General features: G+C 44.9%; 13 protein-coding genes. 6 read left to right on the top strand and 7 right to left on the bottom strand.

The window, feature by feature from the left end; translation table 11 throughout:
• Window positions 1-133: 133 nt before the first annotated feature.
• Window positions 134-241, bottom strand: coding sequence for a DUF5713 family protein (locus B0680_RS10955; protein ID WP_228143791.1), 108 nt, complete (start codon window positions 239-241; stop codon window positions 134-136).
• A 50-nt stretch (window positions 242-291) separates the two neighbouring features.
• The gene (accB, locus tag B0680_RS09355; protein WP_025288853.1) at window positions 292-768 is read right to left on the bottom strand and encodes an acetyl-CoA carboxylase biotin carboxyl carrier protein; all 477 of its coding nucleotides are present in this window, start codon (window positions 766-768) and stop codon (window positions 292-294) included.
• Window positions 769-1,040: 272 nt separating this feature from the next.
• Here accB and B0680_RS09350 point away from each other — a divergent pair, with 272 nt between their 5' ends.
• From B0680_RS09350 to B0680_RS09325, 6 genes are all read left to right on the top strand, one after another.
• Window positions 1,041-1,340 (top strand): transferrin-binding protein-like solute binding protein, encoded by a 300-nt coding sequence (locus tag B0680_RS09350; protein WP_158078323.1) that lies wholly within the window; start codon window positions 1,041-1,043, stop codon window positions 1,338-1,340.
• A gap of 100 nt (window positions 1,341-1,440) precedes the next feature.
• Window positions 1,441-2,730 carry a surface lipoprotein assembly modifier gene (locus tag B0680_RS09345; protein WP_158078322.1) on the top strand — a complete coding sequence of 430 codons (1,290 nt, stop codon included), beginning with the start codon at window positions 1,441-1,443 and terminating at the stop codon, window positions 2,728-2,730.
• Between the two features lie 111 nt (window positions 2,731-2,841).
• A complete protein-coding gene (locus B0680_RS09340; RefSeq protein WP_078254828.1) occupies window positions 2,842-3,474 on the top strand; it encodes an RlmE family RNA methyltransferase in 633 nt (210 codons plus the stop codon).
• Window positions 3,475-3,639: 165 nt separating this feature from the next.
• Window positions 3,640-5,535, top strand: a complete 1,896-nt coding sequence (gene ftsH, locus B0680_RS09335; RefSeq protein ID WP_078254827.1) for an ATP-dependent zinc metalloprotease FtsH — start codon at window positions 3,640-3,642, stop codon at window positions 5,533-5,535.
• A 116-nt stretch (window positions 5,536-5,651) separates the two neighbouring features.
• Window positions 5,652-6,533: a hypothetical protein gene (locus B0680_RS09330; RefSeq protein WP_078254826.1), complete on the top strand. Its 882-nt coding sequence runs from the start codon at window positions 5,652-5,654 to the stop codon at window positions 6,531-6,533.
• A 24-nt stretch (window positions 6,534-6,557) separates the two neighbouring features.
• On the top strand, window positions 6,558-7,442 hold the full coding sequence (locus B0680_RS09325) for a hypothetical protein (RefSeq protein WP_078254825.1): 885 nt from the start codon (window positions 6,558-6,560) through the stop codon (window positions 7,440-7,442).
• A gap of 45 nt (window positions 7,443-7,487) precedes the next feature.
• Here B0680_RS09325 and B0680_RS09320 read toward each other — a convergent pair whose 3' ends face one another.
• From B0680_RS09320 to accD, 5 genes are all read right to left on the bottom strand, one after another.
• On the bottom strand, window positions 7,488-8,282 hold the full coding sequence (locus B0680_RS09320) for a crotonase/enoyl-CoA hydratase family protein (protein WP_078254824.1): 795 nt from the start codon (window positions 8,280-8,282) through the stop codon (window positions 7,488-7,490).
• Window positions 8,283-8,414: 132 nt separating this feature from the next.
• Window positions 8,415-8,918, bottom strand: coding sequence for a DUF2726 domain-containing protein (locus tag B0680_RS09315; RefSeq protein WP_078254823.1), 504 nt, complete (start codon window positions 8,916-8,918; stop codon window positions 8,415-8,417).
• A gap of 64 nt (window positions 8,919-8,982) precedes the next feature.
• Window positions 8,983-10,206, bottom strand: a complete 1,224-nt coding sequence (locus B0680_RS09310; RefSeq protein ID WP_078254822.1) for a LysM peptidoglycan-binding domain-containing protein — start codon at window positions 10,204-10,206, stop codon at window positions 8,983-8,985.
• 170 nt (window positions 10,207-10,376) lie between these two features.
• A complete protein-coding gene (locus B0680_RS09305) occupies window positions 10,377-11,705 on the bottom strand; it encodes a bifunctional folylpolyglutamate synthase/dihydrofolate synthase (RefSeq protein ID WP_211271271.1) in 1,329 nt (442 codons plus the stop codon).
• Window positions 11,706-11,804: 99 nt separating this feature from the next.
• Window positions 11,805-12,689, bottom strand: a complete 885-nt coding sequence (gene accD, locus B0680_RS09300) for an acetyl-CoA carboxylase, carboxyltransferase subunit beta (protein WP_078254821.1) — start codon at window positions 12,687-12,689, stop codon at window positions 11,805-11,807.
• Window positions 12,690-12,723: the final 34 nt, after the last annotated feature.

Here is a 12,723-nt window from a genome sequence, read left to right as displayed (position 1 = left end):
GCGAACAAGCCGTTAATGTCAGCAATAATAATGTGCCGATTTTTAACTTATTAAACATAAATTATCCTTTGATTTTACTAAATAAATTTCTTTTCAGGCAGCCTGAAAAATTCAGGCAGCCTGAAAAATAATTTTACCAATCACGCGGGGATTTATCAACCAAAAAATTGGGAAAATAGCCGTCATCATACATTCCACGCAGAAAATCGTATGATTGAATTTGCGGATTTTGAATGTTCATCTTGTTTCCTTATTTTATGGGTTATGAATGTTCAGGCAGCCTGAAACGTATTATTCAATAATAAACAAAGGTTCGCCAAATTCCACAGGCTGACCGTTTTCCACCAAAATTTCTTTAATCACGCCTGATTTTTCGGCTTCAATTTCATTCATCAATTTCATGGCTTCAATAATGCACAGCGTGTCGCCTGCTTTAACCGTTGCGCCCACTTCCACAAACGCAGGTGCGCTTGGGCTTGGTGCGCGGTAGAACGTGCCAACCATAGGCGATTTTTGCGCTTGGCTCAAATCACGCGCAGCAGGGGCTGACGGTGCAGCCGCCGCAGCAACAGGCGCAGCCGCTACGGGTGCAGGGGCAGGCGCAACAGGTGCAGCCATTGGCGCAGTCGCATAAATGGTTTGAGCAGGTGCTGGCGCAGCCACGGTGCGCGTAATGCGAACTTTTTCTTCGCCTTCGGTTACTTCAATCTCGGCAATACCTGATTCTTCAACCAAATCAATCAGTTTTTTTAATTTGCGTAAATCCATTTTCAATCTTTCCTATTAACAAGGTTTGTGTGAGACGCAATGCGTTGCAAGTGGTGCGAAATCGCATTGTGTGCAAAAATTCGGATAATTTGTTTGCAGAACAAAAAAACAGATTTTGGCGAATTTAAGCGCAAAAGTCTAGCAATTTAGCCTCTAACAATATCACCCGTATTGGCTCTGGTAGTGCCTTTCTTGCAAATTCACGATTTGGTTATATCAAAGAAGGCAACGGCACACCTGCTCTATTCTCACAAGGTACTGTAACCACCAATATGCCAACAACAGGTACTGCAACCTATAAAGGCTTTGCGACTCATGTTGCCAACGGTGCAATTAGCATGCCTGACGCAAACTTCACTGTTGACTACGGCAACAAAACTGTTGCTGGTACAATCAAAGCCGCTAGCGGTGAAGTTGCTCTTGCAGGAACAATTTCAGGTAGCCAATTCAGCGGTAGCAAAAATGGTGTCAGCACCAATGGTTATTTCTATGGCAACAATGCTGCAGAACTGGGCGGTACTTATAAAAATACCGCAGGGTCAGTCAGTGGTGCGTATGGTGCAAAAAAGTAATGCAATAACCTTAAAATCCCTAAGTTGACGCTTGGGGATTTTGTTTTTTGTGGGTTGAGAAGTAAATATGAGAATATTTATTAATATTTTGTTAATAACAATGGCTTATTTATCAACATCAAGCCATGCGGACAACATCAGCCCGTCCAATCAAGCACCAAAAGATGCCTTGCAGTTGAGCGAAGCAGACCTGCAACAAAACCCAGCACTGCTTGAGATGTTTCTTGTGCAAGCAATTGAACAAAACAGAATTGATGACATTCGCCTGCTGAGCACCCTACTTGTCAGTGATAATATTATCAACCCAGTGATTTATCACTACAGTCTAGGCTTGCTCGCCATGCAAGACGGCTCATATAAGCAAGCAATCACGCACTTTGAAAATATTCTACACGTTCACCCTGAGTACAACCAAGTCTCATTGCTACTGATGCAAGCTTTGACTTTTGATAAACAATACACTCGTGCTGAACGCATACTTGCCAAACTATTAGCAGACCCAACAATTCACAATCCCGATTTTAAACACAGTCTAATCCAAGATAAAAAATTTATTAACAAGCAGCAAGCTTGGCAGCTCTCCATGAATGGCGGTCTATTGCATGACACCAATATCAATAATGCACCAAAACTAACCAATTATCAAGGATGGCAACTAAGCACCCCTATTACCGCCTATGGTGCTCAAGCAACATTTTTGGCAAATAAAACAGATAATTTTTACAAAAATTTATCCTTCCAAAGTCAAGCAACTCTAAACATTAAATATTATAACAAGCATCAATTTGATGATATTCATGCCTTGATTGGTGGTGGTATTATTTATCAAGATAGTCAAACCACCATTGGCACAACACCGTTTTATCAAAAACGCTGGTATGCAACCAAGCCTTATTCTGACAGCTTGGGTGTGCAGTTTTGGTATCAACATCAATCCAATCCCAAAACCATGCTTGGATTTTTTGGGACAGCAAGCCAAATTAAGCACCAAGAACGCACATTTTTGGATGGCAATTCATTTAATTTTTCTACTGGTATATATAAACCAAACCACTGGATAAGCATCAATCATCACACGCAAAACACCCAAGAGCCAAGCGAAAGCTATCAAGATTATGGGGTTGCGTTTGGCGTATCACATTCATGGCAACCTTTGCACTTGACGCATCATTTTGGTATCAATCATCGCAGTTATGATGGTGATGATATTTTTAACATCAAAAGACAAGATTGGCGGTATCATACATCACATCAAATCAAGCATAAACGCATAAATTTTCGTGGTTATACACCCAGTCTAAACATTGATTATGAGCGTGTGGATAGCAATCATTTTGCCTTTGACACCGAAGATGTAAGCATGAATGTTGAAATTCACAAACAGTTTTAAGCATCCGTCATAAAAAATAACACATCAGCAAACACAAACACAGACAGCTACTGATATTTTATGCTAAACTAATGGGTCATATTCAACATTTTTAGATACATTACAAGTCCCATGGCAACTCGCATTAAAAACAAAAAACTCTCCAAATCCAGTCGCAGTTGGATGAAAGAACATTTGGATGATTTTTATGTCCAAAAAGCATGGAAAGAAGGCTATCGTGCCCGTGCCGCCTATAAACTGCTTGAGATTAACGAAAAAACCAATCTCATCAAAAAAGGCATGACTGTCGTCGATCTTGGCTCTGCGCCGGGCAGTTGGTCGCAGGTGGCAGGTCAGCTTGTCGGTGATAATGGCGTGCTGATTGCATCGGATATTTTGCCGATGGATACGCTTGAGAATGTCACCTTTATCCAAGGTGATTTTCGTGAAGAAGCGGTATTTAACCAAATCATGGACGAAGTCGGCGGTCGCAAAGTCGATGTCGTGCTGTCTGATATGGCGCCGAACACATCAGGCATGGCAGCGGTCGATCAGCCACGCATGATGTATCTGTGTGAGCTTGCGGTGGATTTTGCCCTAAAGGTATTGCCAGAAGGCGGTGCACTCATCATGAAAGTTTTCCAAGGTGAAGGCTCTCAAGAATTGCGAGCCCAAATGCAAAAGCAATTTAGCAAAATCAAAAGCATCAAGCCTGCTGCATCGCGCCCCCGCTCAAAAGAGATGTTTTGGGTGGCGATTAAATAAACTAATGACAGTCTTTGGCTTGAAAAACTGGTCAATTATCTACATATAAGACAAAATAGACATAACGCTTCGCATCAACGACATAGTTGGATACAAGGTTTGATACCAAATACCCAAACGCTGATGCAAAGCATACTTTAGTGGGATGAGAAAAGTTTGAACGATATGGTAAAGAATACCTTATTATGGCTTGTCATCATTGGCATCGTGGTTGCGATTTTTAGCAATCTAGATAATGGCAATGCTGATGCTGACACCATGAATTATTCGGCATTTGTGACAGCAGTATCACAAGGCGAAATCAAAGATGTGAAGATTAACGGTGAAGAAATCACTGGCACCAAGGTCAATGGCAAAGAATTTGAGACCATTCGACCTGATGTGACAGATGATCAGCTGATGCCGCTACTGCGTGAACACAAAGTCGAAGTCGAAGGCACTGCCCCTGAGCGTCAAGGCGTGGGTATGCAATTACTCATGGCGGCATTTCCTATCCTGCTGATTGTTGGTCTGTTTTGGCTATTCATGCGTGGCATGGGTGGCGGTGCAGGCGGTGGCGGCATGGGTGGTCGCAACCCGATGAGCTTTGGTAAATCAAAAGCCAAAATGCTGTCTGAAGACCAAATCAAAGTCACCTTTGATGATGTTGCTGGTGTCGAAGAATCCAAGCAAGAAGTCGCTGAGATTGTCGATTTCCTAAAAGATCCAAGTAAATTTACTAAGCTTGGTGCGACCATTCCACGTGGCGTACTGATGGTTGGCCCACCAGGTACCGGTAAGACATTGCTTGCCAAAGCCATCGCTGGTGAAGCCAAAGTGCCATTTTTCTCCATCTCTGGCTCAGATTTTGTTGAGATGTTCGTCGGTGTCGGTGCATCGCGTGTCCGTGATATGTTTGATCAAGCCAAGAAAAATGCACCATGCATTATCTTTATTGATGAGATTGATGCTGTCGGTCGTCATCGTGGCAGCGGCATGGGTGGCGGTCATGATGAGCGTGAGCAGACGCTGAACCAACTTTTGGTTGAGATGGACGGCTTTGAAGGCAATGATGGCGTTATCGTCATCGCAGCGACCAACCGTGTCGATGTACTGGATAAAGCTTTGCTCCGTCCTGGTCGCTTTGACCGTCAAGTCTCTGTTGGCTTACCTGACATCAAAGGCCGTGAGCAGATTTTGAATGTTCATCTGAAAAAATTACCATCTACCATCGGTGTCGATGTCAATGCTCTAGCTCGTGGTACGCCTGGATTTAGCGGTGCACAGCTTGCCAACTTGGTGAATGAAGCTGCGCTATTTGCTGCTCGTCGCAACAAACCAAGTGTCGATATGAACGACTTTGAAGACGCCAAAGACAAGCTATACATGGGCCCTGAACGCAAATCAATGGTATTGCGTGAAGAAGAGCGCCGTGCCACCGCTTATCATGAAGCCGGTCATGCCCTAGTCGCTGAGCTACTACCAGGTACTGACCCTGTGCACAAGGTCACCATCATGCCACGCGGCTGGGCGCTGGGTGTGACTTGGCAGCTGCCTGAGCAAGATCAGGTGAGCAATTATAAAGATAAGATGCTGAACGAAATCTCAATCTTGTTCGGCGGTCGTATCGCTGAAGAGATTTTTGTGGATCGCAAATCAACCGGTGCATCCAATGACTTTGAGCGTGCCACCAAGATGGCTCGTGCGATGGTCACTCGCTATGGTATGTCGGATGCAATGGGCGTGATGGTCTATGAAGCCGAAGAACATGGTGGTTATTTTGGTGGTAGCACTCGCACCATCTCAGAAGCCACTCAGCAAAAAGTCGATGACGAGATCCGTCATATCCTAGAAGCGCAGTATGATGTGGCGTACAAGCTGATTGATGACAATCATGACAAGATGCACGCTATGGTGGATGCACTGATGAAGTGGGAAACCATCGACCGTGAGCAGTTCTTGCAAATCATGGCAGGCGAAGAGCCACGAGAGCCAAAAGAGTATCAGCATGAAGTGCCAAGTGTGACAAGCACACCAACCACCCCTGCTGATGACGAGTTGCCACCGCCGCTGCCTGCGTGATTGGTAATTCATCCGAACCGCTCAAGCCTAGCTTTGGGCGGTTTTTTATGATTATACTTGCAATTGGTTAATCATTCATGTAAATTATATTTAATCACTTACAAATGGATTGTTCAATGAAACCTGTTTTTCTCTCGGTATGCTTAGCCCTATCAAGCTTAATGCTTATCGCCACGCCTGCAACAGCCAAATCATCCACTAAGCAATTTTCAAGCAATCAAATGGCAAAAACCACCATTGATAGTCTAGAGTTTAAAGACGTCATGCGCGGGCTATATGCAGGTAAGATGACACAGGTTTATGTCGAAGATGAAGAACTGTTAAAATATCCGCATATTGGTTTAATGGAGCGGTCAGAAAATGGCGATGAGTTATTAGCATTGATGCACCCTATCATCAGCTATCAGAATCAACAAGGTGAAACACGCTATTTAATACTAATCGAAAAAGCACCAATTTCAGAAGGAAATCGCCTTTCGGGTGCATTCGCAGAGTCTGCACCTGCTGAGCTATTTATCTTTAAGTCATTAGTCAATGGACAGTTTCAATTGGTCAGCCGTAGCAAATCGGAGCTATCCTTTGGTGGGAGTTATGGTCAGCTCGGCTTGGACATGGAAGAACTAAAAGAAGACATACGCCCACTGGGTCGCAATCAGATGGGTGCTGTTTTTGAAGTTGGTGCCGCTCATGGTGGGACATCTTTCTCTTCATGGTTTGGTATTTTATTATCAGAAAATGATTACATCAAAACCGTCACCATCGCAGATGCCACTGGTATGGATCCAGGCGGTGATGGTGAGATGACAAGCCCATTATCCTATGATTACTCAAGTACTTTTGAAGTGATTGAAGATGGTTCAGAATATTACCCCATCAAAGTATATTACACCGGTGAAATGCCTGATGACAATCATCGCCAAAAAATCCGCAAAGTCAAAAATAAAGCCGTGACTTATTATTATCACAAAGCCAAGAATGAATATCGCAAATCCAAGTAATCCATCATCAGCAGGATATTATCAATGTTAAAGAAATTACTACTCGCCACTGCCATCACCCTAACAGGTCTGACAGCCATCAGCACGCCTGCAGTCGCATCCAATTTTTCTGCCAAAAAGATGGCAAAAACCACCATTGACAGTCTAGAGTTTAAAGATGTCATGCGTGGGCTATATGCAGGTAAGATGATGCAAGTTTATCTAGATGATGAGGATTTACTTAGATATCCACACATCGGACTGAATGATAATTTGTTCGTCAGGAATGATTCAACATATACCACTGCCTTGATGCATCCAGTAGTCAGCTACCAAAACCATAATGGTGAAGATCGATATTTGGTTATCATTGAAAAAGTGGATGTTCTTGAAAGTGGAACTTTGTTCGATTGCACTGGCTGTATTGCTTATGCGGATTTCTTTATTTTCAAGGATCTGCCAGATGGTAGATATCAATTAGTTAGTCAAAATAAGAAGGATGATATTTCCTCAGGAAGCCATGGCAGATTTCATCTGAGCATAGACGATATTGCGAACAACATTCAATTACTTGGCAATGGACTAACTGGTTCAATTTTTCGTGTTTCTGGTTCACATCAAGGTATTGACTTTGCAGCTTGGGATGCTATATTGCTGTCAGAAGATGACTACATTCGATACATCACAGTTGCTGACGCTGGCGGGGATAGTGAAGGATATACAGGAAAAAACAACCCACTTCATTACTCTTTCGACAGCACCCTCAAAGTCATCAACGACGCCTCAAAATATTTCCCCATTCAAGTACATTACTATGGCGAAATGCCGATTGATGAAGAATATCAAAATATCCGCCGAGTGGATAAAACCGAGACTTTTTATTATAACAAAGCCAAAAACGCGTACAGCAAAACCAAACCAAGAAAATAATACACCAAAGCCCTTTGCAACAAAGGGCTTTTTAATTGATAACTCTTACCCAAACTGCCGTTTAACAAATTGCACCGTATTATCCTTGGCTTTTTTGATGGCAAGCTTGCGGTTATAGCCGAGCATTAGGCGGATTTGCCACAGCTTTTCTTGATACAGCGTCAGATAATTCATCGGCGTACGAGCATGGATAACACGCTTGGCAGCGAGCACCGCATCAGACGAACGGCTACTGATATCAGCAATCAGCTGATTTGCCCTTGCTGACGGCTCATCATCAATCATCGTCACAAGCCCATCATCAAGCGCTGTCTTGGCATCGACAATCTCAGCAGTCATCGCAAGCTTAGCAAGCTTATCTTTAGCAATCGCACGTGCCGTATGCGTGATGCCCATATCAGCCACCAAGCCCCATTTGGCTTCTAGCACCGAGAATCTCGCATCAGGATGGGCGATGCGAATATCCGCACCCAGTGCCAATTGCAGACCACCGCCGACACAGACGCCTTGAATCACGGCAATCACAGGCATCGGCAAGCTTTGCCAAATTAGGCAAACTTGTTGAAATTTGCTTGGCGTAGGTTTAATCAGCTGATAAGATGCGTTGAGCAGATTTTTAGAATTATTTAAATCCGCCAAATCCAGTCCCGAACAAAAATCACTACCACTACCGGTAATCATCACCGCCTTGAGCGTTTTGTTCTTTTTTAAGGTTTTGGCAAGATGAATCAGCTCATCCATCATCACAAAGCTTAGGGCGTTTTTCTTCTCGGGGCGATTGAGCGTGATGGTCATCACATCTTGGCTGATGGCTGTTGTGATGGTTTGGTAAGTTGTCATTGCATATTCCTTTAATCTGTATTATCAATTGTGCTAATTTTTATTGATAATATTCATCTCATTAGCCACTTAGTATGCCAAGCCACGCCATCACAGCCAAGTCAAAAATCAGACCGCACAGTCATCATGTGCTTATCGATATGCACGCAACACATCAAGCACTTCTTGGCGAATCATCTGTGCTGATGGCATTTTTTCGGCATGAAAGCGGATAATCGGAATGCCCGCACTGGCGAGCGCCTTGTCTTTTTTGGCATCTTGTTTTTGGCGAGCCTTGCTCTCATGTGTCCAATCATCGAGCTCAATGGCAGCCAGCACCGTCTGCAAGTCGTCATCGACCAGCGCATAATCTACGCTTTGGCGACAGACACGATTGAACCAAAATTGGCGTTCGTCCGCCACATCTTCGGTCGGCTCAATCATTCGAGATAGCTGCACTTGCCCAAACAGATGAAACTCTGGCAATGCCATTTTTAATTTTTTATAAAATAACACTTCGCTATCAGTCATCAAAGGCATCGGCTCAAAGGGCCAGACGGGCATATCGTCGCCTTTGATTTTCTTGGATTTTGGGCGACATAGCCATAGGATAATCATCACGGCAAGCAGTGCCAAGCCGATTTGCCAAATACTCATAACTCACTCTCAAAAATAACAAAAAGCACGGCAAACACCGTGCTTTTGCGCAAATAGCTTGGGATTATTGGACTTGATGGATAAATGCACCGTTAGAATTGACACGGCTATCACTGTTAATCTTATTACGCAGTGCCTTTGCTCCTTCGGCGGTCTTTTCGTTACCGACGACGACACGCACGCCTTTGCTGGTATTGGTCGTGGTTACCTTATAGCCAGCAGCTTTGTACTGCTTGACCACAGCATCCACTTTGGCTTTGTCAGGGCTGATGGCGACTTGCACGGTATATCTGCCTGACATTTGTGGATTTTGGGTGTTTTTGGCAGCGGCTTGCTTATCCGTCTTTTTTTCGGTTTTTGCCTCTTGCTTAGCACTTTGTTTGGTTTCTTTTTTGGTGTCGGTTTTTTTGCTTTGTTCGGTTTGCTTGGCAGGCTGTGTTTGCTTAACCGCTTTGGCATTGGCAGGTAGGACAAGTACACGGCCTTCTTTTAACATATCTGTTGTGGACATACCATTGGCTTGAGCCAATGCTGCCGCTGAGACACCATGGCGGCTTGCAATTGCCGATAGGCTATCACCGCTTTTGACCTGATATTGTCCGCCTTTGGCTGGTTTTTTGGCTTGCTCAGCTTTGGCAGCCTCAGCTTTTTTGGCTTGTTCGGCTTTCTTGGCGGCTTCTGCCTTTTTAGCAGCTTCTGCTTTTTTGGCGGCCTCAGCCTGCTTATCCGCTTCCGCTTTTTTTGCAGCCTCAGCTTTGGCTGTATCGGCCTTAGCCTGTTCGGTCTTTTGGGTGGTGCTTGATGCAAGCAATTGAGCTTGCTCGGCTTTTTTGGCAGCCTCAGCAGCCAGCTTAGCCTCTTCAGCCTTGCGAGCAGCTTCGATGGCTTCAGGTCGAGTTTGTACCGTCGGCGCCGCAATCAGCTCGCTTTGTGATGCTGATGTGCCAGTTGTTGGTACAGTTTCAGCCGTAGTGCCATTTGCCTCAGCATTGGCTTTGTTGATGGCATTTTGACGGGCTTTTTCTTGCTCAGCAAGTAGCTGTTCGGTATGTTTTTGCAGCTGTTCGGTGTGTGCCTCACGCTCTTTTTGTTTTTGGGCAAGTAGCTTTTCTTCGGTTGCCACATCAGCAGTCAATGGCTGAACAACCGGCTTTGCCACTTGATTGGTTTTTGCAACTTGGGCAGCAGTATCCTGCTCGGCTTGATTATCATTTTTTGCCAAGGCATAAAAAACAACACTACCACCTAATACCAAAGAGATGCCTAATAACACCTGTTTTGAAATCATTACATACCCCATTAAACCAATTTACAATACCCGACCTATCGTCATTGGGCAATTGTCAAAATAACAGTTAAAAATATACCTTTTAAGCAATATTGTCAATGGCTAAATGTGACTGATTTTTATTTGTATGCCAAAATCAAACAATTGCTTACAAAAACGCATAAGTTGCATCAATACGGTCTGCCAAGCAGTGCCACCAAGCTCTCACCAATGGTATGAAACGACCCAAACGCCACAATCAAATCCACAGCCGAGCTACTGTCAATCACCCCAAAAGTCGCCGCATCCAAATTCTCATACACCACCATATCAATATCAGGCACACACGCCTGCATGATGGCAGTCAGCGTCTCGATATCCATCGCCCGCTCATGGCTGATGGCTGCCGTATGCCAGTGTGCAAATGGTAGCAGTCCATCGGCTGTCGCCTGCTCGATTTGCTTAAGTACGGCGGAGACATCCTTATCCCCAAGCATCGAGAATAAGAAATACAGCTTGGCATCAGGGTGCTTGGCTAGGTGTTGTTGCCATGCTATCGTAAGCTGTTTTAATAAAAATTTAATACCATCTTCATTATGCGCAACATCAAAAATCCACTGACGCTGATTGATGACCCGTTGGTCAAATCGCCCTGCCAATGCCACTTTGGATAAGCCATCAGCAATCTGCACCGTCGTAATCGGCAAATCACTTGCCAAAATCGCACTCACCGCATTGACCGCATTATGTAGTGATAGCTTTGGCACAGGCAGTCGTGCTGTCAGTGATGCACTGCTATAAATCCAGTCATCAGCACCAGTATCAGCACCTAGCGTATAAGTAAAATCCTTGCCAAACTGATACACTTGGGCATCGTGCGCCGCCGCAACCTTGTGCACACTATCAGGCATGACATCATCGCCCAAAATCACAGGGATACCATCACGGATGATACCGGCTTTTTCGGCACCGATTTTTTCGATATCATCACCCAGCCAATCCACATGATCGATGCCAATGTTGGTAATCACCGCCACATCAGGATCGATGATATTGACCACATCCAATCGTCCGCCTAGCCCAATCTCAAGCACCCAAACATCACAGTCTGCCTGCTTGAACAGCCAAAATGCCGCCAAAGTCGTCATCTCAAAAAACGACAATGACAAGCCCTCAGCCAGACGAGCCGACTCCACCGCTTCAAATGCCAAAATCAACGCCTCATCACTCGCCTCAATGCCATCAATCCGCACTCGCTCAGTGAATGATACCAAATGCGGTGATTGATACAATGCAGTCTTTAGCCCCGCACTTTGGCAGATGGCGGCGATGGTCGCTGTGGTTGAGCCTTTGCCATTAGTGCCTGCGACAGTAAAGATCGTTGGCTTCTTTTTTAAATCTGCCTTTAACACACCCAATCGCTTGGCAACTGGCAATACCCGCTCAAGCCCCATATCGATGGCGGATACATGGATACTGCCCATATAGGTGAGCCATTGGCTAAGATTTTTTGCGCTCATGTGAATTTTTCCAAAAATTTTGGCATATTGTAAACTTATCCTCGCCCAAACACAACAAAACACCCAAAACCATCGGTCTTGGGTGTTGTATTGCTAAGCTTATGCAGCGGCTTTGGATAATTTTGCCAAAATGCGATGCGTGGTATCAATCAGCTGATGACGATGCACCACCATATCCACCGTGCCTTTTTCGAGCAAAAATTCAGCACGCTGGAACGGCTCATCAAGCACTTCACGCACCGTCTGTTCGATCACTCGCTTACCTGCAAAGCCAATCATCGCCTTAGGCTCAGCGATATGTACATCACCAAGCATGGCAAGACTTGCTGTCACCCCGCCATAAACAGGATTGGTTAGGATCACCACATAAGGCACGCCAGCCAATCTTAGACGCTCAATCGCAGCACTGGTGCGAGCCATCTGCATGAGAGATAATAAGCCCTCTTGCATACGCGCACCACCTGATGCAGCAAAACAGACCAGTGGCTTACGCTCTGCCAAGGCTTTTTCGGCAGCTTGGACAAATCGATCACCCACCACTGAGCCCATCGAACCGCCCATAAAGCGAAAATCAAACGCACAAGCAATGACATCCAGATTCTTAAGTTTACCTGCCATCACCACTAAGCCCTCAGACTCACCTGTCTTGGTCTGCGCTTCTTTCATACGCTCAGGATACGGCTTAGAATCAACGAAATTCAGCGGATTGCCTGTGGTGAACTCTTGACCAAGCTCAGCATCCACGCTATCAAAGAACCATTCTAGACGCTTACGAGCCGTCATGGTCAGATGATGGTCGCACTCAGGGCAAACATATTGATTCAAAATCAGTGCTGTATTAGTGGTCAGAGAATGGCACTCAGGGCACTCAGTCGATGGCTCAGTCTCTACCGCTGTCAAAGTCGGTACAGTGGTTTGCTTGATACCAGGGACAGCGCGCTTTAGCCAGATGGTTGGCTCGGTGGCAGTTTCGCTTTGGCTCATGTGATTTTCCTTTTTACTATAGTGTCAAATTGGG

This window comes from Moraxella pluranimalium (assembly GCF_002014825.1).
Lineage (GTDB): Bacteria > Pseudomonadota > Gammaproteobacteria > Pseudomonadales > Moraxellaceae > Moraxella > Moraxella pluranimalium.
Note: the sequence above shows the minus strand (reverse complement) of the source record. Positions and strands in the feature narration are given on the sequence as shown.

Excerpts from the sequence above, each read along its gene's own strand:
- B0680_RS09305 (WP_211271271.1), bottom strand. The coding sequence starts at position 11,705 with ATGAGCGCAAAAAATCTTAGCCAATGGCTCACCTATATGGGCAGTATC.
- B0680_RS09320 (WP_078254824.1), bottom strand. The coding sequence starts at position 8,282 with ATGACAACTTACCAAACCATCACAACAGCCATCAGCCAAGATGTGATG.
- B0680_RS09310 (WP_078254822.1), bottom strand. The coding sequence starts at position 10,206 with ATGATTTCAAAACAGGTGTTATTAGGCATCTCTTTGGTATTAGGTGGT.
- accB (WP_025288853.1), bottom strand. The coding sequence starts at position 768 with ATGGATTTACGCAAATTAAAAAAACTGATTGATTTGGTTGAAGAATCA.
- B0680_RS09340 (WP_078254828.1), top strand. The coding sequence starts at position 2,842 with ATGGCAACTCGCATTAAAAACAAAAAACTCTCCAAATCCAGTCGCAGT.
- B0680_RS09345 (WP_158078322.1), top strand. The coding sequence starts at position 1,441 with ATGGCTTATTTATCAACATCAAGCCATGCGGACAACATCAGCCCGTCC.
- B0680_RS09315 (WP_078254823.1), bottom strand. The coding sequence starts at position 8,918 with ATGAGTATTTGGCAAATCGGCTTGGCACTGCTTGCCGTGATGATTATC.
- accD (WP_078254821.1), bottom strand. The coding sequence starts at position 12,689 with ATGAGCCAAAGCGAAACTGCCACCGAGCCAACCATCTGGCTAAAGCGC.
- B0680_RS09350 (WP_158078323.1), top strand. The coding sequence starts at position 1,041 with ATGCCAACAACAGGTACTGCAACCTATAAAGGCTTTGCGACTCATGTT.
- B0680_RS09325 (WP_078254825.1), top strand. The coding sequence starts at position 6,558 with ATGTTAAAGAAATTACTACTCGCCACTGCCATCACCCTAACAGGTCTG.
- B0680_RS10955 (WP_228143791.1), bottom strand. The coding sequence starts at position 241 with ATGAACATTCAAAATCCGCAAATTCAATCATACGATTTTCTGCGTGGA.
- ftsH (WP_078254827.1), top strand. The coding sequence starts at position 3,640 with ATGGTAAAGAATACCTTATTATGGCTTGTCATCATTGGCATCGTGGTT.
- B0680_RS09330 (WP_078254826.1), top strand. The coding sequence starts at position 5,652 with ATGAAACCTGTTTTTCTCTCGGTATGCTTAGCCCTATCAAGCTTAATG.